At 65.8% G+C, this 25,319-nt stretch carries 21 protein-coding genes and 1 riboswitch; of the genes, 11 read left to right on the forward strand and 10 right to left on the reverse strand.

Features of this window, described 5'->3' with window-relative positions:
* Window positions 1–46: 46 nt before the first annotated feature.
* Window positions 47–1,723, reverse strand: coding sequence for a polyprenol phosphomannose-dependent alpha 1,6 mannosyltransferase MptB (gene mptB / locus L1O03_RS05335; RefSeq protein ID WP_236118390.1), 1,677 nt, complete (start codon window positions 1,721–1,723; stop codon window positions 47–49).
* Between the two features lie 149 nt (window positions 1,724–1,872).
* Between mptB and L1O03_RS05340 the strand changes: the two genes are divergently transcribed.
* The 7 genes from L1O03_RS05340 to L1O03_RS05370 are packed head-to-tail and all read left to right on the forward strand — an operon-like array spanning window position 1,873 to window position 8,140.
* Window positions 1,873–2,592 (forward strand): helix-turn-helix transcriptional regulator, encoded by a 720-nt coding sequence (locus L1O03_RS05340; protein ID WP_236118391.1) that lies wholly within the window; start codon window positions 1,873–1,875, stop codon window positions 2,590–2,592.
* A 1-nt stretch (window position 2,593) separates the two neighbouring features.
* A complete protein-coding gene (gene sufB / locus L1O03_RS05345; protein ID WP_236118392.1) occupies window positions 2,594–4,036 on the forward strand; it encodes a Fe-S cluster assembly protein SufB in 1,443 nt (480 codons plus the stop codon).
* 5 nt (window positions 4,037–4,041) lie between these two features.
* Entirely contained in the window at window positions 4,042–5,226 is a 1,185-nt protein-coding gene (gene sufD / locus L1O03_RS05350) for a Fe-S cluster assembly protein SufD (RefSeq protein ID WP_236118393.1), read from the forward strand.
* Window positions 5,227–5,268: 42 nt separating this feature from the next.
* The gene (gene sufC / locus L1O03_RS05355; protein WP_236118394.1) at window positions 5,269–6,024 is read left to right on the forward strand and encodes a Fe-S cluster assembly ATPase SufC; all 756 of its coding nucleotides are present in this window, start codon (window positions 5,269–5,271) and stop codon (window positions 6,022–6,024) included.
* Between the two features lie 8 nt (window positions 6,025–6,032).
* Window positions 6,033–7,292: a cysteine desulfurase gene (locus L1O03_RS05360; protein ID WP_236118395.1), complete on the forward strand. Its 1,260-nt coding sequence runs from the start codon at window positions 6,033–6,035 to the stop codon at window positions 7,290–7,292.
* The gene (sufU, locus tag L1O03_RS05365; protein WP_236118396.1) at window positions 7,289–7,741 is read left to right on the forward strand and encodes a Fe-S cluster assembly sulfur transfer protein SufU; all 453 of its coding nucleotides are present in this window, start codon (window positions 7,289–7,291) and stop codon (window positions 7,739–7,741) included. Before L1O03_RS05360 ends, sufU begins: the two co-directional genes overlap by 4 nt.
* A complete protein-coding gene (locus L1O03_RS05370; RefSeq protein WP_236118397.1) occupies window positions 7,742–8,140 on the forward strand; it encodes a metal-sulfur cluster assembly factor in 399 nt (132 codons plus the stop codon).
* 107 nt (window positions 8,141–8,247) lie between these two features.
* Here the strand turns inward: L1O03_RS05370 and L1O03_RS05375 are convergent, their stop codons facing one another.
* On the reverse strand, window positions 8,248–9,669 hold the full coding sequence (locus tag L1O03_RS05375) for an amino acid permease (protein ID WP_236118523.1): 1,422 nt from the start codon (window positions 9,667–9,669) through the stop codon (window positions 8,248–8,250).
* Between the two features lie 198 nt (window positions 9,670–9,867).
* Between L1O03_RS05375 and L1O03_RS05380 the strand changes: the two genes are divergently transcribed.
* The gene (locus tag L1O03_RS05380; RefSeq protein WP_236118398.1) at window positions 9,868–11,499 is read left to right on the forward strand and encodes an ABC-F family ATP-binding cassette domain-containing protein; all 1,632 of its coding nucleotides are present in this window, start codon (window positions 9,868–9,870) and stop codon (window positions 11,497–11,499) included.
* On the opposite strand, the gene metE is transcribed toward L1O03_RS05380, so the two are convergent.
* Window positions 11,472–13,829, reverse strand: coding sequence for a 5-methyltetrahydropteroyltriglutamate--homocysteine S-methyltransferase (gene metE, locus L1O03_RS05385; RefSeq protein WP_236118399.1), 2,358 nt, complete (start codon window positions 13,827–13,829; stop codon window positions 11,472–11,474). The two genes, L1O03_RS05380 and metE, sit on opposite strands and share 28 nt — an antisense overlap.
* A 63-nt stretch (window positions 13,830–13,892) precedes the next feature.
* Window positions 13,893–14,924, reverse strand: coding sequence for a methylenetetrahydrofolate reductase (locus tag L1O03_RS05390; protein WP_236118400.1), 1,032 nt, complete (start codon window positions 14,922–14,924; stop codon window positions 13,893–13,895).
* Between the two features lie 5 nt (window positions 14,925–14,929).
* Window positions 14,930–15,022: riboswitch (SAM riboswitch) on the reverse strand.
* A gap of 245 nt (window positions 15,023–15,267) precedes the next feature.
* On the opposite strand from L1O03_RS05390, the gene L1O03_RS05395 reads away from it, so the two are divergent.
* Window positions 15,268–16,080: a GDSL-type esterase/lipase family protein gene (locus tag L1O03_RS05395; protein ID WP_236118401.1), complete on the forward strand. Its 813-nt coding sequence runs from the start codon at window positions 15,268–15,270 to the stop codon at window positions 16,078–16,080.
* Window positions 16,081–16,168: 88 nt separating this feature from the next.
* On the opposite strand, the gene L1O03_RS05400 is transcribed toward L1O03_RS05395, so the two are convergent.
* From L1O03_RS05400 to acnA, 5 genes are all read right to left on the reverse strand, one after another.
* Window positions 16,169–17,533 carry a PFL family protein gene (locus tag L1O03_RS05400; protein ID WP_236118402.1) on the reverse strand — a complete coding sequence of 455 codons (1,365 nt, stop codon included), beginning with the start codon at window positions 17,531–17,533 and terminating at the stop codon, window positions 16,169–16,171.
* 8 nt (window positions 17,534–17,541) lie between these two features.
* Window positions 17,542–17,811, reverse strand: a complete 270-nt coding sequence (locus L1O03_RS05405; RefSeq protein WP_236118403.1) for an ACT domain-containing protein — start codon at window positions 17,809–17,811, stop codon at window positions 17,542–17,544.
* Window positions 17,812–17,886: 75 nt separating this feature from the next.
* On the reverse strand, window positions 17,887–18,666 hold the full coding sequence (locus tag L1O03_RS05410) for a glutamine amidotransferase (protein WP_236118404.1): 780 nt from the start codon (window positions 18,664–18,666) through the stop codon (window positions 17,887–17,889).
* Window positions 18,667–18,810: 144 nt separating this feature from the next.
* The gene (locus tag L1O03_RS05415; RefSeq protein ID WP_236118405.1) at window positions 18,811–19,377 is read right to left on the reverse strand and encodes a TetR/AcrR family transcriptional regulator; all 567 of its coding nucleotides are present in this window, start codon (window positions 19,375–19,377) and stop codon (window positions 18,811–18,813) included.
* Window positions 19,378–19,492: 115 nt separating this feature from the next.
* Entirely contained in the window at window positions 19,493–22,309 is a 2,817-nt protein-coding gene (gene acnA / locus L1O03_RS05420) for an aconitate hydratase AcnA (RefSeq protein ID WP_236118406.1), read from the reverse strand.
* A gap of 277 nt (window positions 22,310–22,586) precedes the next feature.
* Here acnA and L1O03_RS05425 point away from each other — a divergent pair, with 277 nt between their 5' ends.
* Entirely contained in the window at window positions 22,587–23,093 is a 507-nt protein-coding gene (locus L1O03_RS05425) for an Rv1476 family membrane protein (protein WP_236118407.1), read from the forward strand.
* A 354-nt stretch (window positions 23,094–23,447) separates the two neighbouring features.
* On the opposite strand, the gene L1O03_RS05430 is transcribed toward L1O03_RS05425, so the two are convergent.
* Complete coding sequence (locus L1O03_RS05430; protein ID WP_236118408.1) at window positions 23,448–23,648, reverse strand: hypothetical protein; 201 nt, start codon at window positions 23,646–23,648, stop codon at window positions 23,448–23,450.
* On the opposite strand from L1O03_RS05430, the gene L1O03_RS05435 reads away from it, so the two are divergent.
* Window positions 23,593–25,197 carry a DIP1281 family NlpC/P60 protein gene (locus tag L1O03_RS05435; protein ID WP_420830304.1) on the forward strand — a complete coding sequence of 535 codons (1,605 nt, stop codon included), beginning with the start codon at window positions 23,593–23,595 and terminating at the stop codon, window positions 25,195–25,197. The two genes, L1O03_RS05430 and L1O03_RS05435, sit on opposite strands and share 56 nt — an antisense overlap.
* Window positions 25,198–25,319 lie beyond the last annotated feature (122 nt).

Below are 25,319 nucleotides of genomic sequence, written 5' to 3' on the forward strand. Positions count from 1 at the left end.
GGCCCGTGCGGCTCGGCTGATTCTGCAGCGTTGGTAGTCACTTGGCTTAGTGTAGGCGACGCAGCCGGCGGTGCGAGAGTAGCCACCGGCCCCCGAGGACCACCACCAGAAGAAGGAGAAGGAAGCCGAGATAAATCTGGAACACCGTCATGGGTGGGAGCCCCAGGCCCCTCGGCAGCACGACGAAGCAGATCACGCCCGAATAGAGGGCCACCGCACCGTGGAAGATGGTGCGGTTTGCCCAGGCTGCGAGGGGGAAGATGGCCCAGAGCGCATACCACGGGTGGACCACCGGGAAGAAGACGACGATGACGACGAGGCTGACGCCCAGGGCGCCCATCACGTGGATGCGGCCCCGGTACGTCGCGAAGAGCATGCGGACCGTGAAGGCGCCCGCAATGAGAATGCCGACGCTGCGGGTGATCGCGAGCACGGCCTCGGTGTGGTCCCCAAGCCCGAGCAGCATCCCGAACCAGCCGGCGATGACGCCGAGCTCTGTCGTCAAGGACAGCCAGCTGCGGATGCTCACCGCCCCGCCCTGGCCCGTCACCCACCCGAGGCCGATGCCAGTCACCACGGTGACCAGGCAGACCGTCGCAAGGAGGATGAGGAGCTGGACGAGGGCCGCCGTCGCCAAGGAGACCAGCCCCGAGTGGCGAGCACGCAGCGCTCGGGCCAGGCACATGCCGGAGAAACCCAGTGCAATAAAGGCAGAGACCTTGACCATTCCCGCGCAGCTGATGAGGACGCTGGAGGCGACAAAGAGGAGCAGAGTCTGAGGCTCCCGGAGAATCCGCTGTGGTTCCTTACCCATCCGGTCGAAGGAGCGAAGTCCCAGCTCCAGGCCGCTAAGCAGGAGCGCGAGCATGAGGGCCTCGTTGTGGATGCCGCCGACGAGGTGGAGCAGGGCCAACGGGTTAAGGACAGAGAGCCACAGCGCGGTGAGCGGTGGAACTCCGCATCGACGGCCCAAATGCACGAGCGCCCAGGCACAGACGAGGAGGCTGAGGATCGAGATGACGCGGTGGGCGTAGACGCCCCACACGATGGAGTCGTGGGTGATCGCCGAGATGACGCGCGCGAAGCCGAGGGCCACCGGCCCATAGGGCGAAGGAGAATGCGCCCAAATGAAGGGAACCGAGCGCGCAAGGTGGTGATCAGTTCCGAGGAGGTCGATGGGGCCCGCGCTATAGGGGTCCAGTCCCTGCCTGACGATGGAACCATTGGCCAAATACGAGTAAATATCCTGCGTAAACAGGGGAGCCGTGAGGGCAAGAGGCAGTGTCCACGCCAAGAACGTCCGGAAGAAGTGGGAGAGCGTCACGCTGCCGATCGGCCGGCGTTCACTGTGAAAGGACATCCCGCAATAGGGGGCCAGAGCCACCCACGCGATCACCAGAAGCCCCACCCCCAGGAACACCATCATGCTCGAGGTGTGGAGCATTCTGCTCAGCAGCGCGCCCCCGGGGAAAGAGCTATAGGGGTTTCCGACGACGGGCACCGCGCCGGCACCCAGCCCGCCCAGCCCAATAAGCAGTGCGCCGATCGTGCCGATCCAGCGCCAGCGCATGAAGCCCATGAGGCGTGCGGAGCGGATCGGACGCTCGGCGGCGGCACCCACGTGATCGGGGCGGTGCAGCTCGGCGGAACGCGAGCCTGCGAGCCCCGCAGCGGGGAGCGTGGCGCGGAGCGCGTCGAGAAAGCTGGAGCGTGGGGTAGGCACGGGACCAGTCTAAATGCTCGGCGGAAAGGGGAGAGAACGCAGCGTCGGCCAGCGTGTTGGGATCCCGGGAATATTTATGGAACACTAGTGTTGTCAAAAGGTGGACGTCCCACGCACACGCTGACGGAATACGAAGGAGGTGAGATGGCATGAGGTCCTCGTCGCGCAAGCCAGAGACGCGATCCGTTGATGGTGATACGCGCAGGCACATCATGCTTGACCTGCTTCATCATGGCCCCGTCACGGTGTCTGATGTGGGGGAGCGCCTGGGCCTTTCGGCCGCGGGTGTGCGTCGCCACCTGGACATTTTGGTGGACGAGGGGATGGCGGAGGCCGTCGAGGCCCGCCGTCCTCGCCGGACACGGACAGCAGCGCCCGGAGAAGCCCAGCGGGGCCGCCCAGCCAAGCGTTTCCGCCTGACCGATAAGGGGCGCGATCAATTCGGACACTCCTATGACATGCTTGCCGTCGCAGCTCTGCGCGCCCTGCGGGAGAGCGGCGGCAGCGAGGCGGTTCGGGCTTTCGCCAGGCAACGCGTGGAAGAGATCCTCTCCTCGCTGGACCCGGATGAGCTCAAAGATCAGCCCACGGAGGACACCGCTCAGGCTCTCGTCGACGCCTTCTGCGAGCACGGCTACGCCACAACGATGACCAATGCCGCTGGCGGGGTGCAAATCTGCCAGCACCATTGCCCCATCTCCCAGGTGGCCGCCGAGTTCCCCGAGATCTGCGAGGCCGAGCATGAGATCGTCGCCGAACTCACTGGGCGCCACACCCAGACCCTGGCGTCCATCGCTGACGGACACGGCATCTGCACCACCAACATTCCGTTGACTCCCATTGACCACTCTCCTATAGAGAGGAGCTGACATGACCCAGACCCAGAATCCTGAGGTGATAGGGCCACAGACCGATGAGGAAATCATCGAGTCTATTGGCGCCTATAACTACGGGTGGCATGACTCGGACGTGGCGGGCGCCTCGGCCCGTCGAGGCCTCGACGAGGACGTCGTCCGCGACATTTCCGCGAAGAAGAAAGAGCCGGAGTGGATGCTGAACCAGCGTCTCAAGGCCCTGTCCATCTTCGAGAAGACTCCGGTGCCGACCTGGGGCGCAGACCTGTCGGGCATTGACTTCGACAACATCAAGTACTTCGTCCGCTCGACGGAGGAGCAGGCCCAGACCTGGGATGACCTCCCCGCGGACATCAAGAATACGTACGACAAGCTGGGCATTCCCGAGGCGGAGAAGCAGCGCCTCGTGGCCGGCGTGGCTGCGCAATACGAGTCTGAGGTCGTCTACCACCAGATCCGTGAGGACCTGGAGAAGAAGGGCGTCATCTTCCTTGACACGGACTCCGCGCTCCGCGAGCACGAGGACCTCTTCAAGGAGTACTTCGGCACCGTCATTCCCGCCGGTGACAATAAGTTCTCTGCCCTGAATTCTGCAGTCTGGTCCGGCGGCTCCTTCATTTATGTTCCGCCGGGAGTGCACGTCGAGATCCCGCTGCAGGCCTACTTCCGTATCAACACGGAGAACATGGGCCAGTTCGAGCGCACCCTCATCATCGTGGACGAGGACGCCTACGTGCACTACGTCGAGGGCTGCACCGCCCCGATCTACAAGTCGGACTCCCTGCACTCGGCCGTCGTCGAGATCATCGTGAAGAAGGGTGGCCGCTGCCGCTACACCACGATCCAGAACTGGTCCAACAACGTCTACAACCTCGTGACCAAGCGAACCAAGTGCGAGGAAGGCGCGACCATGGAGTGGGTCGACGGCAACATTGGCTCCAAGGTCACCATGAAGTACCCGGCCGTGTGGATGACCGGCGAGCACGCGAAGGGCGAGGTGCTCTCCGTCGCCTTTGCTGGTGAGGGTCAGTTCCAGGACACCGGCGCCAAGATGGTGCACATGGCGCCGCACACCTCCTCGAACATCGTGTCCAAGTCCGTCTCCCGTGGCGGTGGGCGCACTGCTTATCGCGGGCTCGTACAGGTCAACCCCAATGCGCACCACTCCACCGCCAATGTGGAGTGCGACGCACTGCTCGTCGACAACATCTCGCGTACGGACACCTACCCGTACAACGACATCCGCAATGACCACGTCTCCCTCGGCCACGAGGCGACCGTGTCGCAGGTGTCGGAGGAGCAGCTGTTCTACCTCATGAGCCGCGGCATCGCGGAGGACGAGGCCATGGCCATGATCGTTCGAGGCTTCGTCGAGCCCATCGCCAAGGAGCTGCCGATGGAGTACGCGCTCGAGCTCAACCGCCTCATTGAACTGCAGATGGAAGGATCGGTGGGTTAGTCATCATGACGGACACAGTGAGCACTGTGCAGTCGGGAACCCCTCACAACAACAAGGGTGATCTCTTCACCTCGTTCAACGTGGAGGACTTCGATGTTCCGAAGGGCCGCGATGAGGTGTGGCGCTTCATCGGGCTGCGCAAGCTGCGTGGCCTCCACAACGGTGAGTTCAGCGAGCCGGTGGACCAGAAGTTCTCCGTCTCCCTCCCCGAGGGGGCTGAGGAGTCGGTGCGCGTTGAGCGCCTGGAGCGTACGGACGCCCGCGTCGGGCGGACCGGGGGTGCGGTGGATCGCGTCGGCGCGCAGGTGTGGAGCACCGCGCAGGTGGCCGACGTCCTCACGGTGGGGAAGAACGCCGTCGTCGAGGAGCCCATCACCGTCACCGTGGAGGGCTCGGGGGATGGCGTGACCTCCTTCGGCATCACCGTGATTGAGGTGGAGTCCGGCGCCGAGGCCACCGTCGATCTGCGCTACCGCGGCAGCGGCACCCACGCCGACAACGTGGAGATCATCCTCGGTGACGCTGCTCGCCTCACCCTCATCACCGACATCGCGTGGGAGGACGACGCCCTGCACCTGAGCTCCCAGGTGGCCGTGCTGGGTCGCGACGCCGTGCTGCGCCACAGCGCCGGTATCTTCGGCGGCGAGATCGTCCGCTTCGTGCCGCGCGTGAAGTTCACCGCCCCGGGGGCCGACGCCGAGCTGGTGGGCGTCTACTTCGCCGACGACGGCCAGTACTTCGAGGAGCGGCTCCTCGTCGACCACGCCGTCCCGAATTGCCGCTCCAATGTGCTCTACAAGGGCGCGCTGCAGGGCGACCCGTCGTCCTCGAAGCAGGACACCCGGAACGCCTGGGTGGGGGACGTCCTCATCCGCTCGAAGGCGACCGGCACCGACACCTATGAGGTGAACCGCAACCTCGTCCTCACCAATGGGGCGCGGGCGGACGCCGTGCCGAACCTTGAGATCGAGACCGGCGAGATCCCCGGAGCCGGCCACGCCGCGACGGTAGGCCGCTTCGATCCGGAGCACCTCTTCTACCTCATGGCCCGCGGCATTCCGGAGAAGGTGGCGCGGAAGCTCATCGTGCGAGGCTTCTTCTCTGAAGCCATCAACCGCATCCCTGTGGAGGCGGTCCGCGAGGACTTCGAGAACCGCATCGCCCACGAACTTGAAGGCTTCACCGCCTAAGCACCGACTCACCACGACGACACAAAAGGAACCGAGAATTCCATGAGCACTCTCGAGATCAAGAATCTGCACGCACAGGTTGTCCCCACCGATGAGAACTCCGAGCCCAAGGAGATCCTCAAGGGAGTCAACCTCACCATCAACTCCGAGGAAACCCACGCCATCATGGGGCCGAACGGCTCCGGCAAGTCCACCCTGGCTTATACCATCGGCGGCCACCCGAAGTACGAGGTGACCGAGGGTGAGGTCCTCCTCGACGGCGAGAACATCCTGGAGATGGATGTCGACGAGCGCGCCCGCGCTGGCCTCTTCATCGCCATGCAGTACCCGACGGAAATCCCCGGGGTCTCCATGTCCAACTTCCTCCGCTCCGCCGCCACCGCCGTCCGCGGCGAGGCCCCCAAGCTGCGCGAGTGGGTCAAGGAGGTCCGCGAGGCACGTGAGAAGCTGTCCATTGACGCCAGCTTCGGCGAGCGTTCCGTCAACGAGGGCTTCTCCGGCGGTGAGAAGAAGCGCCACGAGGTCCTCCAGCTCGACATCCTCCGCCCGAAGTTCGCGGTCATGGATGAGACGGACTCCGGTCTCGACGTCGACGCCCTGCGCATCGTGTCCGAGGGGATCAACGACTACCAGAAGAAGACCGGCGGCGGAATCATCATGATCACGCACTACAAGCGCATCCTCAACTACGTGCGCCCCGACAAGGTGCACGTGTTCGCCGACGGCCGCGTGGTCACGACCGGCGGCCCCGAACTCGCTGATCAGCTCGAGGCCGAGGGCTACGAGAAGTTCCTGTGAGGTGACGAGTGACTACACCCAACGAAGCTCTGGATCTTGACGCAATCCGGGCGGAGTTCCCCATCCTCTCGCGCACGGTGCGTGAGGGGATGCCCGTTGCCTACCTCGATTCCGGCGCGACCAGCCAGCGCCCGGAGCGCGTGTGGCGGGCGGAGGAGCGCTTCGTCCTCCACACGAATGCCCCTGTTCACCGGGGTGCCTATCAGCTCGCGGAGGAAGCGACCGACGCCTACGAGCACGCGCGCGAGCTCATTGCCCAGTTCGTGGGCGCGAAGCAGGAGGAAATCAGCTTCACCAAGAACGCGACGGAGGCCCTCAACTCCGTGGCTTTCCTCCTCGGCGATGATCGCGCGGGCGAGCTCTGCGTCGGCCCCGGGGACACCGTGGTCGTCACCGAGCTCGAGCACCACGCGAACCTCGTGCCCTGGCAGGAGCTCTGCCGCCGCACCGGGGCCACTCTCCGCTGGTACAAGGCCACCGAGGACGGCCGCATCGACCTCGACTCCCTCGACCTCGATGAGTCCGTCAAGGTTCTCGCCTTCACTCACCAGTCCAACGTGACCGGCGCGATCACCGACGTCCCCGAGATGGTGCGCCGCGCCCGGGAGGTGGGCGCCATCACGGTTCTCGACGCCTGCCAGTCCGTCCCGCACCAGCCCGTGGACCTCCACGAGCTCGATGTGGACTTCGCGGGCTTCTCCGGGCACAAGATGTGCGGCCCGACGGGCGTCGGGGTGCTCTATGGCCGGGGTTCCCTGCTGGAGAAGCTGCCGCCTTTCCTCACCGGCGGATCGATGATCGAGGTCGTGAGGATGGAAGGCTCCACCTTCGCGCCGCCCCCGCAGCGTTTCGAGGCGGGCACGCAGATGACCAGCCAGGTGGTGGGGCTCGGCGCGGCCGTGGAGTTCCTCAACGAGGTCGGCATGGAGAAGATCGCCGCCCACGAGCACGAGATCACCGGCTACGCGCTGGACGCGCTGCAGGAGATCCCCGGGCTGCGGATCCTCGGACCCACCGAGAATGTCCAGCGCGGTGGCGCCGTGAGCTTCGTCGTGCCGGAGATCCACCCCCATGACCTGGGGCAGATGCTCGATAGCAAGGGGGTCTGCGTGCGCGTGGGCCACCATTGCGCGTGGCCTCTCCACCGCTGCATGAAGGCCCAGTCCACGGCGCGGGCGTCCTTCTACCTCTACACGACGAAGGAAGAGATCGATCGCCTCGTGGACGGGATCCGGTATGCCCAGGACTTCTTTGGGGTGAGCGCATGAAGATTGAATCGATGTACCAGGAAGTGATCCTCGATCACTACAAGCACCCCCAGCACGCGGGGCTGAGGGAGCCCTATGACGCCGAGGTCTTCCACGTCAACCCCTCCTGCGGCGACGAGATCACGCTGCGCGTCCACCTCTCGGAGGACGGCTCCACCGTCGAGGACGTGTCCTATGACGCGGAGGGCTGCTCGATCAGCCAGGCCTCGACATCCGTCATGGCGGAGGAGATCATCGGGCTCCCCGTGGAGGAGGCAATGGAGAAGCTCTCCGCCTTCGAGTCGATGATAACCTCCCGCGGCGAGGAAGAGGGAGACCCGGAGCTTATCGGCGACGGGATCGCCTTCGCCGGCGTCGCGCAGTTCCCCGCCCGAGTGAAGTGCGCGCTCCTGGGATGGAAGGCCTTCCAGGCGGCGACGGCACAAGCCCTGGAAGAGAAGGAGAAATAGATGGTCGACGACAATCCCTCGGCCCCGGAGACCGAAAGCGCCTTCGGCCCCGTGCCGGAGAAGCCCGAGCAGACGGAGGAGCAGATCGCCCAGGCCTATGACGTGGAGGAGTTCCTCCGGGACGTCATCGACCCGGAGCTCGGCATCAACGTCGTGGACCTCGGCCTGGTCTATGACATCTGGATGGAAGGGGAGAAGGAGGCCGTGGTGAACATGACGCTCACCTCGCCGGCCTGCCCGCTCACCGACGTTCTGGAGGATCAGGCCCAGGCCGCCGTCGTCGGCAATGGGGCGGCGACGAAGCTCACGATCAACTGGGTGTGGGTTCCCACCTGGGGGCCGCACATGATCACCGAGGAGGGCCGGGAGCAGCTGCGCGCCCTCGGATTCTCCGTCTAGCACGGCGACGCGGGACGAGCAGCGAGTCAACGGATACGTCACGGGCCCGGGAGGTGGATTTCCTCTCCCGGGCCCTTGGCGTCGCTCACAGGGCGTTTCGCGCCCGGCTAGGCCAGACCCTCCTGCGTCTGCGGGAGGTTGGGGACGTGGCGGCTGAGGTTGGCCTCCTCGGGGCGGACCGGCCGGGAGCCGGTCTTCAGCCGGTGCCCCAGCCACAGCGCGAGGAAGCAGGGAATGCCCAGGTAGGGGGCGAGGACGCTGAAGAGATCCTCCCCGGTGCTCAGCGGCTCGTAGGCCTGGCCGATGACGACGGCCACGCACATGATGAGCGCGACGACAGCCCCGAGGGGGAAGAAGCGCGAGCGATAGGGGAGTTCGCTGAGGTCGTGGCCTTGGGCGCGCATCGCTCGGCGGAAGCAATAGTGGGACCAGGAGATGCCCATCCACGTGATGAAACCGGCGAGCGCGGACAGGGTAAGGAGGAACTCGTAGGCTGCGCCGTCGCCCACGAGGCTCGTGATGAAGCCGGCCATCCCGATGCACGTCGTGGCGATGAGCGCGCGCATGGGAATGTGGCGGGAGTTGAGCTTCCCGAAGAAGCGCGGCGCGTGCCCCTGGCGGGCCAGGGCGAAGAGCATGCGCGTCGAGGCGAAGAGCCCGGAGTTCCCGGCCGAGAGCACTGAGGTGAGGATGACCGCGTTCATGAGCGCGGCGGCGAAAGCGATGCCCGCCCGGTGGAAGACGAGGGTGAAGGGGGAGATCGCGATGTTCTCCTCGCTGGAGTTGAGGAGGTTCGGGTCGGTGTAGGGGATGAGGAAGCCAATGACCGCGATCGCGCCGATGTAGAAGAGCATGATGCGCCAGAAGATCGTGCGGATGGCGCGCGGAATCGTCTCCTCCGGGTTCTCCGCCTCCCCGGCGGCAACACCCACCAGCTCGGTTCCCTGGAAGGAGTAGCCCGCCGCGAGGAAGACCGCGAGGATGCCCATGCCGCCGTGGACGAAGGGGGCCTCGCCCTCCACCCAGTGGCGCGCGCCGGCGTCATGCCCTGAGAGGATGCCGAGGATCATCGCCACACCGATGACGAGGAAGACGACGACGGTGGTCACCTTGATCGCCGCGAACCAGAACTCCCCCTCACCATACGCGCGGGCGGACAGGGCGTTGAGGCCGAAGATGAGGGCGAGGAAGAGCGCCGACCACACAATCGACGGCACGTCCGGCAGCCAGTACTTCATGACCAGCGCGGCGGCGACGAGCTCGGCCGCCACCGTGATCGCCCAATTGAACCAGTAGTTCCACCCCATCGCGAAGCCGAAGGAGGGGGAGACATAGCGCGTCCCGTATTCCTGGAAGGAGCCGGCGACGGGCAGGTAGGCGGCCATTTCGCCGAGGGACTGCATCACGAGCCACACCATGATCCCGACGAGGGCGTAGGCCACGAGGGCACCGCCGGGGCCGGCGTCGGAAATAGTCGCACCGCTGGCGACGAAGAGGCCGGTGCCAATCGCCCCGCCGATAGCAATCATGTTGAGGTGGCGCGCCCGGAGGCTGCGCTGAAGTGTGGGCCCCTGGTGCGAGGTCTCGCCGGGGTCGGAGGGGGTAGTGCTCACGATCGCTCCTGGATCTACTCCGAGTAATGAAGAAAGTCTTTACCACTGTAACGCGCGCTTAAGACGAGAGGGCGATCAGCTCGCGCTAGCGGCGGTTCGCTATACTCACCCGTCGTGATTGTCACGAATGATCTCGAGGTTCGGGTGGGTGCGCGGACCTTATTGCAGGCCCCTGGCCACCATCTTCGCGTCCAGCCGGGTGACCGGATCGGTCTGGTGGGCCGCAATGGCGCCGGCAAGACCACTACTATGCGCATCCTCGCGGGTGAAACGCAACCCTATGGGGGCTCGGTGAGCTCCTCGGGGGATATTGGCTATCTCCCGCAGGATTCCCGGGAGGGGGACATCGAGATCTCCGCCCGCGATCGCGTGCTCTCCGCGCGCGGCCTCGACCGCATCCGCAGCTCCATGGACCGCCAGCAGGAGATCATGGAGACCGCGACGGAACCCAACCGCCGCGATGCCGCGATCCGCAAGTACTCCCGACTCGAGGAGCGCTATCACCAGCTCGGCGGCTACGAGGCCAACGCCGAGGCCGCGCAGATCTGCGAGAACCTCGGGCTTCCCGCCCGGATCCTCGACCAGCCGCTCAAGACGCTCTCCGGCGGGCAGCGCCGCCGCGTCGAGCTCGCGCAAATCCTCTTCGCGGCCTCCGGCGGGATGGGGAAGTCCCAGACCACGCTTCTCCTCGACGAGCCCACCAACCATCTCGATGCCGACTCCATCGTCTGGCTGCGCGGCTTCCTCGAGAAGCACGACGGCGGCCTCGTCGTCATCTCGCACGACGTCAGCCTGCTCAAGGCCGTATGCAACAAGGTGTGGTTCCTCGACGCCGTGCGCGGCGAAGCGGACGTCTACAACATGAACTTTGAGCGCTATCAGCAGGCCCGCGCCACCGATGAGGCCCGGCGCCGCCGGGAGCGGGCCAACGCGGAGAAGAAGGCCTCGGCGCTTAAGCAGCAGGCCGAGCGCCTCGGCGCGAAGGCGACGAAGGCCAAGGCGGCGAAGCAGATGGCCGCCCGCGCCGAGCGCATGATGTCCAGCCTCGATGAGGTGCGGCAGGCGGATCGCGTCGCGCACATTTCCTTCCCCGAGCCGGCCCCCTGCGGGAAAACCCCGCTCAATGCGAAGGGCCTCATGAAGATGTACGGCTCCCTCGAGGTGTTCGCGGGCGTGGACCTCGCGATTGACCGGGGATCGCGTGTGGTCGTCCTCGGCTTCAACGGCGCCGGCAAAACGACCCTCCTCAAGCTCCTGGCGGGCGTCGAGCGCTCCGATGGGGAGGGCGGCATCGTCACGGGCCACGGCCTGCGCATCGGCTACTTTGCGCAGGAGCATGACACTCTCGATCCCGAGGCAACGGTGTGGGAGAACGCCGTCAACGCCTGCCCCGATGCCGGTGAGCAGGATCTCCGCGGCGTCCTCGGCGCCTTCATGCTCTCCGGGGAGCAGCTGGAGCAGCACGCCGGCACGCTCTCTGGCGGTGAGAAGACTCGCCTTGCTCTGGCCTGCCTCGTGAGCTCGCAGGCCAACGTGCTCCTCCTTGATGAGCCGACGAACAACCTCGATCCCATCTCCCGGGAGCAGGTCCTCGACGCCATCCGTACATACACCGGGGCCGTCGTCCTCGTGACGCACGACCCCGGCGCGGTGAAGGCCCTCGAGCCGGAACGGGTGATTGTGCTCCCGGACGGCACCGAGGACCTGTGGTCGGAGGACTACTTGGAGCTCGTCGAGCTCGCCTGACGCGCCTCGTGCGCGGCCTCGACGAGGTTGCGCAGGGTGGCCGTCGTCTCCTCCCAGCCGCGGGTCTTGAGACCGCAGTCGGGGTTCACCCACACCTGGCGGGGATCGAGGGCATCCGTCGCGCGGGAGATGAGTCCGCTGATCTCTTCCACGGAGGGCACGCGGGGGGAGTGGATGTCCCACACGCCCGGCCCGATCTGGCGATCAAAGCCGTGGGCGGCGATCGCCGGGAGGACGGCCATCTTCGATCGGGAGGCCTCGACGCTCGTCACGTCCGCATCGAGCCGGTCGATGGCGTCGACGACGGTCGCGAAGTCGGAGTAGCAGAGGTGGGTGTGGATGCTGGTCTCGGACTTGGCGCCGCCCGTGGCCAGCCGGAAGGAGCCGACGGACCAGCGGAGGTACTCATCCTCCTCGGTGGAGCGGAGGGGGAGAAGCTCGCGAATCGCCGGTTCGTCGACCTGGATGACGCCGACGCCCGCGTTTTCCAGGTCCCGGATCTCGTCGCGAAGGACGAGGCCGAGCTGGTCACCCACCTCGGACCACGGGATGTCCTCGCGGACGAAGGACCAGGCCATGATGGTCACCGGGCCGGTGAGCATGCCCTTGACCGCGTGATCGGTGAGGGAGGCGGCGTAGCCGGACCACTCGACGGTCACCGGCTCAGGCCGGGAGACGTCGCCCCAGAGAATCGAGGGGCGCGTGCAGCGGGAACCATAGGACTGCACCCAGCCGTGCACGGTGGTGACGAAGCCCTCGAAGTGCTCCGCGAAGTACTGGACCATGTCGTTGCGCTCGGCCTCGCCGTGGACGAGGACGTCGAGCCCAATCTCCTCCTGTGCGCGGATGACGTGCTCGATCTCGGACTTCATGGCGGCCACGTAGTCCTCGGTGCTCAGCTCGCCGCGACGGTGGGCAGCGCGCGCCTGGCGGATCTCCGAGGTCTGGGGGAAGGAGCCGATGGTGGTCGTCGGAAGCGGCGGGAGCCCCAGGGCCTTCTCCTGGGCGGCGAGGCGCTCGGGGTAGGGGGCGCGGTGGCGATCCTCATCGGTGACGGCGGCCGTCTTCTCGCGGATGTCTTCGCGGTGGACGCCGGGGTGGCGGCGCCGGGACTCGAGGACCGCGGCGTTATCGGAGAGCTCACGCGCAATAGCTTCCTTGCCCTCGCTCAGACCGCGGGCGAGGGTGACGGACTCCGTGACCTTCTGATCGGCGAAGGCCAGCCAGCTGCGGATTTCCGGATCCAGCTGCGTCTCGCGCTCCACGTCATGGGGCACGTGTTGGAGGGAGGTGGAGGTGCTCACGCTCACGTGGACGCCCTCGCCGAGGCGCCTCTGCACCCGGGTGAGCTGCTCGAAGGCTTCGCCGAGGTCCGCGCGCCAAATGTTGCGCCCGGAAATCGCCCCGATGACGAGCGAACGCCCGCGCAACGACTCCGACCAGCGGGAGAGCTCCTCATCCTCCGGCCAGCGCCCGCGCACGGTGTCGATGTGAATGGCCTCGACGGGCGTCTCCGCGAGAACATCCACGGCATCCGCCGCATGCCCGTAGGAGAGCGCCACGAGGTACTGGGGGCGCTCGGCCTCCTTGCTCAGCGTGGTGTAGGCGTGACGCAGGGCGGCGAGGATCTCCTCGCGCGGAATGGACCAGCGGTCCGAGACGAGCGCCGGCTCATCAAACTCCACCCACTGCGCGCCGGCTGCCTTGAGCTCATCGACGAGCGCGAGGTACGCCGGGAGGACGTCGTCGAGCCGATCGAAGGGGCGGAACCCTTCCGGCGCACCCTCGGCGGCGCGGGAGAGAAGAAGGAAGGTGATGGGGCCGACGAGCACAGGGCGCACCGCCTCACCCAGCGTTTTCGCTGCCGCGACCCGCGGGGCGCCCAGGTACTCAAAGACCGTGTCAGGGCCGATTTCGGGGACAAGGTAGTGGTAGTTGGAATCGAACCACTTGGTCAGCCCGAGGGCGGCGCGGTCCCCCTCGCCGCGGGCGATGGTGAACTGCGCGGCGAGCGCCTCGGGAGACTCCGGCTCCGACTGGGCGAGGACCTCCCGCTCCGGGGCGAAGCGCTCCGGGGTGGCGCCGAAGGCACACACGAGGTCAAGAACCTGGTCATAGTAGCTAAAGTCCTCGGGGATGGAGCCCGGCTTCGTGAGCCCGAGCGAGCTCAGCCGACGCGTCCGTGTCTCCCGCAGCCCCTGGGCGGTGGCGGCGAGCTCCTCGCCGGAGGCCTTGTGGCTCCAGAACTTCTCGAGGGCGAACTTCAGCTCGCGATCACCGCCGATGCGCGGATAACCAAGGATGCTCGCGGTGGGGAAGGGGGTGCTCATAATCGGTAGGTGTCCTTTCTTCTGCTGTTCAGTGAATTCTCAGTGCGATGAATGGGAAACGGTTTAGAGGCCAGGCGTGAGCCGGTGGAGGGCGAGCCCCACGAGGTCCACGTCCACGTCCGGAGGAAGGGGGTGGCGCGGTGTCCCACCCTGGGTCCCCGAGCGCGTGAGATAGCCGCCGCCGCGGAGGTACGCGAGGACGTCGAGCACGGGGCGCGGCCGATTGAAGGTGTAGAGGTGGATCCCCGGGGCGCCCGCCTCGAGCACTCCTGCCACCAGCTCGACGGTGGCCCGGAGGGACTCACGGACCCGGGATTCGGCATCGGGGTTGGCGTGGATGTCGACGAGCCGCTGGGGGACCGGAACGCCCGCGAGGCGCTCGAGCGCGCGCAGGCGCTTGAGGTCGTTGAGCGGCAGGATCCCGGGGATAATCGGGATGCGGCCGCCGGCCAGCGCCAGCTCGCGGACCATGGAGTCATACTCGCGCGGATCATAAAAGACCTGCGAGATGGCGTAGTCCGCCCCCGCCCGCTCCTTCTCGAGCAGCGCGGCGATGTCGTTGGCCCGTGCCTTCCCCGTGCTTGCGGGGTAGGCGGCGACGGCAATCGAGACGCGATCCTCCTTGCCTTTTCCACCGAGCTCTTCGGCTTCAATCTCCCTAATCAGGCGGACGAGCTCGACGGCGCGTTGCATCGTCGGCACGTCGTTCTGTCGCTGGACGCCCCCGGCGGGAGGGTCCCCGCGCAACGCCAGGAAGTCACGGATGCCCGCTCGCAGCAGGAGCCGAATGATCATCGACATTTCTCCGCGGGAGGATCCCAGGCAGGTCAGGTGCGCCACGGCGGGAAGCCCGCGCCGCTTGTCGAGGACCTCCATGAGCACCTGGATGGACCGATCGCGGCTATCCGCGCTCGAGCCACCGGCCCCGAACGTCACGGAGACGAAGTCGGGGGCGGAGTCGATGAGCCGATCAATCCCCGTCCAGACGCTCGATGCTCGCGAGGTCGCGCGTGGGGGGTAGAGCTCGTACGACACCGTCGGGTGTGGCGAGGGGATTCCTGGGCGGTACCCCTCATACAGATGAGCAGTAGACACAATTCTCCCTATTGACTTCCGGCGTTAGCACCCTTCCGAGGCTTCGGGGGTTGCTGCGGCGTCGCTGAGCCGGATCTCTCGGCCGCTCTGAATAGGTTGTCCCAAGACTAGGTGAACCGAACCGAATGCAAAAATGGACAGAGAGGTCTATTTCGTTTGCCCTGTTCAGACCGTGAAAAAAATACGCCTTGTGGAAATATCACAATTGTGTAACATAGGAGACTGTGTGGCATGTCTCGGGAACACCTGCGCGCTGTGATGCGGGTGACCCAATTCGGCTCGTGCCGTTGTCGATGTCTCTATTCTCGGCAGGCTTTGCGCCTGATCAACCAAGGCTGAAGTGATGAAGAAAACTCGCATTGTTCCTCTCGTGCTGGCGGCTATGACGGCGGCCAGCACGCTTCTCGGTTCCCCGGCTGCCCATGCGGCGGACCAGACCCTCGTTTCCTTTGGTGACTCCGTGTGGGCCAATCCCCTCGGAATCCACATGCTCAAGTCCAAGTTCATCCCGGGGGCTGACCCCTGCCCCCGTGACCCCGAGGGCATCGCGAAGCAGACGGCATGGAAGAAGGGGCTCGATCCCATCGACTACTCCTGCGCCGGCGGCTCCGTCCGCACCGGCGGCGTCCAGCTGCGGGACCAAGTGGATCACGCCCTGGCCGACGGCACCCTCAACGAGGCGACGGGCGTCGTCATCATCAACATCGGCTTCAACGACACGTACCCCTCCCTCTTCCACGGGGAGTCCGAGCAGCAGATCCGTGACCGCGTCATCCCCGAGGCCGTGTCCCAGGTCAACCGGATCAAGGAGGCTGCCCCCAACGCCCAGGTGAAGCTCGTCGGCTACCCGACGGTGACGAAGGACGAGCACACCTGCCTCTTCCAGATGGGCAACAACATCCACACCCGCGAGCACCTGCCTTTCGTCAGCTACATCGAGTGGCTGGCCGATGACATGCTCCGCACCGTGGCCGCACAAACGGAGACGGGCTTCATCGATCTCAAGCAGGCGACGGCCGATCACGGCATGTGTGCCCCCGACGGCCAGCGCTGGTACGGCGCCCTCTTCGATCTGGGCCAGCCCCGCAACATGATCATTCACCCCTCCGTGCTGGGCACCCAGGAGATCGGTCGGATTATCGCCGAGAACCTCTAAGCCTCGAGGCCACGGCGCTCGATAGACGTGAAGGCCGGCTCGCGCTGCGTGGCGCGGGCCGGCCATCGGCGTCTGCAGGTTCCTTGTTCTAGTTGCGGAAACCATGCACCGGGGCCGGGATGAAACCGCCGCGGTGGATGAACTGCCTGTTCGACACCGTGTTCACCGGGATGACGGGGGCGTAGCCCAGAAGCCCGCCGAAGTTCACCTCATCACCCGCCACCGTGCCGGGTACGGGGATGACGCGGACGGCCGTCGTCTTATGGTTCATGATGCCGATCGCCGCCTCGTCGGCGATCATGCCGGCGATGGTCTCCGGGGGAGTGTCGCCGGGGATGGCGATCATGTCCAGGCCCACCGAGCAGATCGACGTCATGGCCTCGAGCTTGTCCACGCTGATGGACCCCGCCCGGACCGCGTCGATCATCCCCCGATCCTCCGAGACGGGGATGAAGGAGCCGGACAGCCCGCCCACGCGGGAGCAGGCCATCATGCCGCCCTTCTTCACCGCGTCATTGAGCAGGGCGAGGGCCGCCGTCGTTCCGTGGGTCCCCACCTGGTCCAGGCCCATGTGCTCGAGGATGTGGGCGACCGAATCGCCGAGCTCCGCCGTGGGCGCGAGGGAGAGGTCGACGATGCCGAAGGGCACTCCCAGGCGCTCCGCGGCCATGGAGCCGACGAGCTGGCCGCAGCGGGTGATCTTGAAGGCGGCCTTCTTGATGCTCTCGGCCACCTGATCGAGGCTGGCTTCCTCCAAGTCACCGAGCGCCCGGTCCACGACGCCGGGACCGGAGACGCCCACGGAGATGACGCAGTCGGGCTCCTCCACGCCGTGGAAGGCACCCGCCATGAAGGGGTTATCGCCGACGGCATTCGCGAAGACGACGAGCTTGGCGCAGGCAATCGAGCTGCGATCAGCGGTGAGCTGCGCTGCCTGGCTGATGACCGAGCCCATCGTCCTCACCGCGCTCATGTTGAGACCGGCGCGCGAGGATCCAACGTTGACGGAGGAACACACGAGCTCGGTGGTGCTCAGCGCCTCGGGGAGGGAGGCGATGAGGCGCTCGTCGGCGGCGGTGGCCCCCTTCTCCACGAGGGCGGAGTATCCACCGATGAAGTTCACGCCGACCTCATGGGCGGCGGCGTCGAGCGCGCGGGCGATGGGGGTGGGGTCCTCGTCGAGCCCCCCGGCGATGAGCGCCACCGGGGTCACCGCGATGCGCTTATTGACGATCGGGATGCCGAGCTCATGCTCAATCCCCTCGCACACGGACACGAGATCGCGGGCCTGGGTGCTCACCCGGTCATAGACGGCCTCACAGGTCTCCTTCATGGTGGAGCGCATGCAGTTGAGCAGGGAGATGCCCATGGTGACCGTGCGGATGTCGAGGCGATACTTCTCGATCATCTCGATCGTGTCGAGGATGTGCCGGGCGTTGAGAGAAAGATTCATGCCGGCCCCTAAATCTCGTTGACGGCGCTAAAGAGGGCCTCCGACTGGATCCGGATGACGAGGTTCTCCGCTTGCTCCACGTGGCGCATCCGCTCCTGAATCTCCGAGAGGCTGAGCGCCTCCTCATCGAATCCCACGCGGAGAATCATGGTGAACCATTCCTCCATGAGGGTCTGGGACACATTGTGGATGTTAACGTTCATCCCAGCGAGGGCCGAGGACACAGCGGCAATAATCCCGGTGTGATCAGCACCGGTGACGGTCATGATGGCAAACATAGGGGCTATTCTAACCCGCCCGTGTTCACCGTCTGACCTGGAGTGGCGATGGGCTAGCGCGCCTGGCCAGCGGCCCTAGTGGGCGCCCACCCTCGAGCGTTCAGCGTGCCGCTCAGCCTCGAGCTCCGAGCCCCCGAGCGGCCACGCCCGGCAGATTTCCACGAAGCGCCGCATGATCGAGTTCGCGGCGGCCGTCTCCACCGCGGCGAGCCGAGCCACGATCCCCTCATAATCCTCCGGCGAGAAATACCCTCCCGTGAGGTTGAAGGACATCCGGGCAGCCATGCCCTCATAGTCGAGGTCCGGGTGGAATTGGCTTGCCCACGTGCTCCGATTCGCCCGCACGAGCTGCACCGGGCAAGTGGGTCCCGACGCCAGCACCCGCACCCCCTGGCCCACTGCGCTCACGGCTTCCTTGTGCCCGGTGAAAGCGTGGAAGGAGTCCGGCAGGTGCTGGGTGAGAGGATCTGTGCGGCCGGCGTCGGTGAGCTCGACGGTGGTGGAGCCTGCGGGCTCGGGGTGGCAGCGATCGACGGTGCCCCCGGTGATGTCGGCCAGGTAGGTGTTGCCGAAGCAGATGAAGAGCGTGGGCACGTCGAGCTCCAGGAGCTGGGCGAGCTCGCGGTGCACGTGCTGCTGATAGGGGGAGTGGACGTCGTCGGTGACGTTGAGGGAGCTTCCCCCCACGATGACCCCGTCGACCCCGCGCATGTCACCGAGCGTCACGGTGGTGGAGTCGATGATGCGGTGGTCAATGTCCGACGGCCGCAGGCCCGTTGTCCGCTGGACGTCCTGGAACTCGGAGGCGCAGGCGGCGGGGTCTTGGCGTGCGGAGACGAGGGCGAGGGAAAACATACCGCTCAGTCTAGACTGCTTGGTCTGAGTGGAGCAAATGCATGGGTGTGGACCCCGCGGGAAAGAAAGAACCCACCGCGCGGTGGCGGTGGGGTGGTGCGCAGTGTGCGCGTGGTGGGCGGGGCCGGCGTCGGGGCGGGGAGCCTAGGAGCGGCCGCGCACGGTTTCTTCGACGAGGTCGAGGACTCGGTCGAGGTCCTCGGTGGATCCGCCCGAAGCGAGGAGGGCGATGAAGCCTTCCATCATGGTCTCGAGGTAGCGGTGAAGCACGGAGACGGGGACGTCATCCCTCATGCGGTCGGCGGCGGCGTTGCTGCGCAGGCGCTGGGTGACGGCCTCGTCGAGGACGGCTTGGTGCTGCTGCCACTGTGCTCGGAAGGCGGGGTCGGTGCGGAGCATGCGGGTGATTTCCAGACGCGTTGAGAGCCAGTCGTGCCTCTCCGGGTGGTTGAGCATGTCCCTCATGACCTGGACCAGGCCCTCGCGGGCCACGACTTCCGCCTGGCGCGCGGCGTCCTCGCGGGCGAGCGCGAGGAAGAGCGTTTCCTTGTCACCGAAGTGGTGGAAGATCGCGCCGCGGGATTTCCCAGTGGCTTCCTCGAGCCTTCGGACAGTAGCCCCCTCGTAGCCATATTCCGCGAAGCAGCGGCGTGCTCCTTCGAGGATGTCGTGGCGTCGTCGGTTGAGCTCGGAGTCGCTGACTACCGGCACATCCGTTCTCCTTTCTGGAGGTGAGGGCGGGGAGCGGCGGCGAAGGGGCCATACCGGCCGTGGGCTTCGGCGGTATGGCCCCTCGCTTCAGGCTCACTCAGTGTGATGCAGTGCCTTAGGACTTCACCATCTGGCGCAGCACGTACTGGAGGATACCGCCGTGGCGGTAGTAGAGAGCCTCACCAGGTGTGTCGATGCGGACGACCGCGTCGAACTCCACCTTCTCGCCGTTCTCCTTCGTCGCGGTGACGTGGACGGTGCTCGGGATGTGGCCATCCTTGTTGAGCTCCGTGATGCCCTCGATGTCGAAGGTCTCGTGGCCGTCGAGGCCGAGGGACTCGTGGGACTCGCCTGCCGGGAACTGCAGCGGGATCACGCCCATACCGATGAGGTTCGAGCGGTGGATACGCTCGAAGGACTCGGTGATGACCGCGCGGACACCGAGGAGGATGGTGCCCTTCGCCGCCCAGTCACGGGAGGACCCGGTGCCGTACTCCTTGCCACCGAGGACCACCAGCGGAGTGCCTTCCTTCTGGTAGTTCATCGCGGCATCGTAGATGAAGGACTGCGGGTTGCCGTCCTGGGTGAAGTCGAGCGTGTAGCCGCCGGCCTGGTCCACCAGCTGGTTCTGCAGGCGGATGTTGGCGAAAGTACCGCGCACCATCACCTCGTGGTTACCACGACGGGAGCCCAGGGAGTTGTAGTCCTGGCGCTGAACGCCGGCCTCGTCGAGGTACTTCGCCGCCGGGGTGCCCGGCTTAATGGCGGAAGCGGGGGAGATGTGGTCGGTGGTGACGGAGTCGCCCAGCTTGGCGAGCACGCGGGCACCCTTGATGTCCTCGACCGGCGCGGGCTCGAGCTCCATGCCGTCGAAGTAGGGGGCCTTGCGGATGTAGGTGGAGTCCTCGTCCCACTCGAAGGTCTTGCCCTTCGGGACGTCGAGGTTCTGCCACTGCTCGTCGCCCTTGAAGACGTCGGAGTAGTCCTCGACGTACATCTCGCGGGAGATGCAGTCGTTGATGGTCTGCTCGATCTCCTGAGCGGAGGGCCAGATGTCCTTGAGGTAGACGTCGTTGCCTTCGGAGTCCTGGCCGAGCGGCTGGGTCTCGAAGTCGATGTCCATGGTGCCGGCGATGGCGTAGGCGATCACGAGCATCGGGGACGCCAGGTAGTTCATCTTGACGTCGGGGGAGATGCGGCCCTCGAAGTTCCGGTTACCGGAGAGGACGGCCGTCGCGGTGATGTCGTTGTCGTTGATCGCGTCGGAGATCTCCTCCGGCAGCGGACCGGAGTTACCGATGCAGGAGGTGCAGCCGAAGCCGGCGAGGTAGAAGCCGAGGGCCTCGAGGTCCTTCCAGAGGTCGGCGCGCTGGAAGTAGCCGTCGACAACCTGGGAACCCGGGGCGCAGATGGTCTTCACCCACGGCTTGGCGCGCAGGCCCTTCTCGTTGGCCTTGCGGGCCACGAGGCCGGCGCCCACCATGACGGAGGGGTTCGAGGTGTTGGTGCAGGAGGTGATGGAGGCGATGGCCACCATGCCGTGGTCGATGGTGTACTGGCCACCACGCGGGGAGGTGACGACGACCGGGCGGGAGGGACGGCCCTTCGCGCCGACGGCCGCGGACTCGCCGTGGCCGGCGAAGGAGGCGTTGTAGTTGTCGATGTCCTCGGCCTCTGCAGCGGTCTCGCCGCCCTCGGCCTCCATCTTGGCGCCGGCGGCGGAGTCGTCCTCGCACACCGGGTCGTTGGTGAAGACCTTGAGGTCCTCGCGGAACTTCTCCTTGGAGTCGCTGAGGAGGATGCGGTCCTGCGGACGCTTCGGACCAGCGATGGAAGGCACAACGGTGGAGAGGTCCAGCTCGAGGTACTCGGAGTACTTGGCCTCCGGGGTGTCCTCGGCGAGCCACATGCCCTGAGCCTTGGCGTAGGCCTCGACGCGGGCAACGTCCTCCTCGGAGCGGCCGGTGAGGGTGAGGTAGTTGATGGTCTCCTCGTCGATCGGGAAGATCGCACAGGTGGAGCCGAACTCCGGGGACATGTTGCCGATGGTGGCGCGGTTCGCCTGCGGGACCGACTTCACGCCGGAGCCGTAGAACTCAACGAACTTCTGGACCACGCCGTGCTCACGCAGCATCTCGGTGATGGTGAGAACGACGTCCGTCGCGGTGACGCCCGCCGGGATCTCGCCGGTCAGCTTGAAGCCCACGACGCGCGGGATGAGCATGGAAACCGGCTGGCCGAGCATGGCTGCCTCGGCCTCGATGCCGCCGACGCCCCAGCCGAGGATGCCGAGGCCGTTCTCCATGGTGGTGTGGGAGTCGGTACCGATGCAGGTGTCCGGGTAGGCCAGGCCGTCGTTGTCGAAGACGACGCGGGACAGGTACTCGATGTTCACCTGGTGGACGATGCCGGTTCCCGGAGGAACAACGCGGAAGTTGGAGAAGTTCTCAGCACCCCAGCGGAGGAACTGGTAGCGCTCCTCGTTGCGCTGGTACTCGATCTCGACGTTCTTCGCGAGGGAGTCCGGGCGGCCGAAGGATTCGGTGATGACGGAGTGGTCGATGACCATCTCAGCAGGGGCCAGAGGGTTGACCTGGTCGGGGTCGCCGCCCAGAGTCTTCACGGCCTCACGCATGGTCGCGAGGTCGACCACACAGGGGACACCGGTGAAGTCCTGCATGAGGACTCGAGCCGGGGTGAACTGGATTTCCGTGTCCGGCTCAGCGTCCGGGTCCCAGTTCGCGATGGCGCGAATGTGGTCCTCGGTCACGTTGAGGCCGTCCTCGGTCCGGAGAAGGTTCTCACCAAGAACCTTCAGAGAGTACGGCAGCTTCTCCATGCCCGGCACGGCGTCGAGGGCGAAGTACTCATAGGTACGGTCGCCAACCTCCAGGGTGCGCTTGGCATTGAAGGAGTTCTTGCTTTCAGTCACAGTGAGCTCCACTTCCTATGGTTTTATGGGTGAGTTCTCTGCACAACGCGGAAAACGGCTGTCAATCCGCACAGATAAAGAACGCAGGTGGTTCCTACTCCCTATATGGTAGTGAAGAACCCCTCGCACGGATGGCATTCTAACAGTACGCGCGTTCTGTTGGCCAATCCGCACACGTCTAGGGCCATGTCTGTCTGCTCCGTGCCTGCATAGTGCCCTAAATTGGGGGAGTGCACCCCGGCACGGACCGAACATCACCTCAATCGAAGGAACTCTCATGGACGTCGATCTCCCCTTTCTTGTCCAGCAGCTCAATGAGGATCACGTCGCCTTCGAGCACCCGGGTGTGCCGGGTCATCCTTTCGAGGCTCGGGAGGGGGACCTCATCCACGTGAGCGAGCAGGCGGAGCAGGAGGGGTTCGGGAGCGTGGGACTCGTTATTGTCGACGAGGATCCGGCGGTGCATGGCGATCTCCTCAATGTTGGCCGAGACCTCCAAGGGCTCGTAGACCTCGACACCATCATTCTCCGTTCGCCCACGATGGTGGACGTCGTGAGCCGGACCCATCACCGAGCGGAGCTGGAAATCGCCCGCCATGATCTAGTCCAGAACCTTGACCCGGCAGCATATCCCGAGCAAGTTGCCGGATTCATCCACCAGGTGGATGGATATAGCTTCCCATGGGGCGCGACGGGTGCCGTCGGCATCATCGCGCTCATCGCGCTTCTCGTGACGGCGTGGCGCCAATCGATTCGCCGCCCCGCAGCGACGACAAGGCCGTGAACTTTACCTAGCGACGAGGCTCCCATATCCATGGAGGAATGAGGAGGGATCCCCACCCCCGTGCAAAAAGTGACGAAACTCACATTTACCTTCGGCGTGTCGTGAAAACGGCAGGTGAGGACACGCATTGGGACGGATGTGAAAATCGATGCGTGCTGTGACTGGAGAGGAAGATTAAGCGGATGGGGCGGAAGTCGTTTATGGTTCAGGTGTCGGCTCACGAGTCGAGAACAATCACATAGACACCAGAGCTTCGGCAATCTTCTCGTCAAGAAAGGGCCGTTGACTGGAGTAGCAGGCGGGATCGCGGGCGTGTGGGGAAGCAGGCCGAGCGACACCTCCTCACGTGATTGCCTAGCGGTTCGTGGCCGACATTAAGGAACCGTTAACCCAGCGGATGGTCAAGCTCACTTCCTTGACCATCTGCAGGAATGAGGAGTTTGCCGGGATGTTTAACTCCACACCCCACCGCCGCCTGCGACGCACAGCGAAATCGGCCATGGCCGCCGTGCTGTGCGCAGCTACTGTCAGCACGTCCGCCACCATGGCGAGCATGGGCCCTGCCGTAGCAGAGCCCACGAACCCGAGCGATAGCGATATCGAAGCCGCCCTCCGTGCCGTCGAGCAGGGCCAGGGCAATGTCGCTGGGCTCGCCGGTGCCATCGCGCGCGTCCAAGAGGAGATCAACAGCGTTGAGCTCCGCATGGGCGAACTGCGCGAGGGCGTGAACAAGGCTCTCGTCGATCTCCACGACGCCCAGGCGTCTGCCGAGCAGGCCCGTCAGGGTGTGCGCTCGGCTCGGGATCGGCTGAACTCGACTCAGGAAGAGATCGAGGCTGCCCAGGCCAAGCTCGACGAGATCTCCCGTACCGCCTACCGTCACTCCAATGGCGGGGGCATTGAGGCGGCGGCCGGCGATGACGCCGCTCGCGATGCGATTGACCGGCAGACCTACATCCGCACCAACGCGGAGGAGCAGCGCGCGGCGATCCACGACCTGGATCAGGCCCGCACCGAGCACGCCAACGAAGAGTCCCGCCTGCGTGCGGCCCGGGATCTCGCGGAGCAGCGCGAGTCCGAGGCCGCCCAGGCCAAAGATGCGGCCGAAGCCCGCATCCGCGAGACCTTCGATCAGCTGTCCTCGGAGAACGCTCGGCGCCAAGAACTGGTGACGCAGCGCGACCTCGCTCAGGCTGAGCTCGATGGCAACCGCCAGAAGGCCGATGAGCTTCACCAGCAGCGCAAGGAGTACGAGGCCTACCAGAAGGCCGAGGAAGAGCGGAAGGCCGCGGAGAAGGCCGCCGCCGAGGCAGCGGAGCAGCGCCGCCTCGCGGAAGAAGCCGCTCAGAAGGCTGCTGCGGCGGAGCGCGCCGAGCGCGAGCGCCAGGCAGAGGCAGCCCGCCAGTCCGAGGAGCGCAAGGAAGCCGAGCGGAAGGCGATGGCCGACAAGGCCGCCCAGGCTGCGGCGGAGCTCATCAAGGCCGCCAGTGCCGAGCACACGCAGACGGAAAACCCCTACCCGACGGGTGAGGACGCCGCGAACGCCATGATCGCTGCGACGACCAACCAGTCCGAGCAGAGCGCCACGGTGAACGGCACCGAGGTCCCGCTGGGCGAGGTCCCCTCGAACGAGTCCGTCTCCCAGCAGGCCGCGGCGGCAAGCGGTGCGGCCACGGGTGATCGCGCGCAGCAGATCGAGACCGTCATCAACCGCGCGATGTCCCAGCTGGGTATGCCCTACGCCTGGGGCGGCGGCACCGCGACCGGCCCCTCGCAGGGCATCCGCGACGGCGGGGTTGCCGACTCCTACGGCGACTACAACAAGATCGGCTTCGACTGCTCTGGCCTGGTGCTCTACGCCTTCGCTGGCGTCGGCATCTCCCTGCCGCACTACACCGGCTACCAGTACCAGCAGGGCACCAAGGTGAACATCAACGAGATCCAGCGAGGCGACCTTCTCTTCTGGGGTCCGAACGCCGAGAATCACGTGGCGATTTACCTCGGGAATGGGCAGATGATCGAGGCTCCGCAGTCCGGCTCGACGGTGCAGGTCTCCCCGGTGCGCTACTCCGGGATGAGCCCCTACGCTGTCCGCCTGATCTAGTCCCATCAGTGGCGTGCTGGGCCCAGCCCCGGCACCCGATTGGACGTCAACACACTTTCCAGACCACCCGATGTCCGTGGGTTACGGTTCCCCCATGGGCATCGGGTTTGTGCATCCCTGGA

This window comes from Corynebacterium uropygiale (assembly GCF_021568315.1).
Lineage (GTDB): Bacteria > Actinomycetota > Actinomycetes > Mycobacteriales > Mycobacteriaceae > Corynebacterium > Corynebacterium uropygiale.

Excerpts from the sequence above, each read along its gene's own strand:
- L1O03_RS05340 (WP_236118391.1), top strand. The coding sequence starts at position 1,873 with ATGAGGTCCTCGTCGCGCAAGCCAGAGACGCGATCCGTTGATGGTGAT.
- sufB (WP_236118392.1), top strand. The coding sequence starts at position 2,594 with ATGACCCAGACCCAGAATCCTGAGGTGATAGGGCCACAGACCGATGAG.
- sufD (WP_236118393.1), top strand. The coding sequence starts at position 4,042 with ATGACGGACACAGTGAGCACTGTGCAGTCGGGAACCCCTCACAACAAC.
- sufC (WP_236118394.1), top strand. The coding sequence starts at position 5,269 with ATGAGCACTCTCGAGATCAAGAATCTGCACGCACAGGTTGTCCCCACC.
- sufU (WP_236118396.1), top strand. The coding sequence starts at position 7,289 with ATGAAGATTGAATCGATGTACCAGGAAGTGATCCTCGATCACTACAAG.
- L1O03_RS05370 (WP_236118397.1), top strand. The coding sequence starts at position 7,742 with ATGGTCGACGACAATCCCTCGGCCCCGGAGACCGAAAGCGCCTTCGGC.
- L1O03_RS05375 (WP_236118523.1), bottom strand. The coding sequence starts at position 9,669 with ATGATTGCTATCGGCGGGGCGATTGGCACCGGCCTCTTCGTCGCCAGC.
- metE (WP_236118399.1), bottom strand. The coding sequence starts at position 13,829 with ATGAGCACCCCCTTCCCCACCGCGAGCATCCTTGGTTATCCGCGCATC.
- L1O03_RS05395 (WP_236118401.1), top strand. The coding sequence starts at position 15,268 with ATGAAGAAAACTCGCATTGTTCCTCTCGTGCTGGCGGCTATGACGGCG.
- L1O03_RS05400 (WP_236118402.1), bottom strand. The coding sequence starts at position 17,533 with ATGAATCTTTCTCTCAACGCCCGGCACATCCTCGACACGATCGAGATG.
- L1O03_RS05405 (WP_236118403.1), bottom strand. The coding sequence starts at position 17,811 with ATGTTTGCCATCATGACCGTCACCGGTGCTGATCACACCGGGATTATT.
- L1O03_RS05410 (WP_236118404.1), bottom strand. The coding sequence starts at position 18,666 with ATGTTTTCCCTCGCCCTCGTCTCCGCACGCCAAGACCCCGCCGCCTGC.
- L1O03_RS05425 (WP_236118407.1), top strand. The coding sequence starts at position 22,587 with ATGGACGTCGATCTCCCCTTTCTTGTCCAGCAGCTCAATGAGGATCAC.
- L1O03_RS05435 (WP_420830304.1), top strand. The coding sequence starts at position 23,593 with ATGGCCGCCGTGCTGTGCGCAGCTACTGTCAGCACGTCCGCCACCATG.
- L1O03_RS05430 (WP_236118408.1), bottom strand. The coding sequence starts at position 23,648 with ATGCTCGCCATGGTGGCGGACGTGCTGACAGTAGCTGCGCACAGCACG.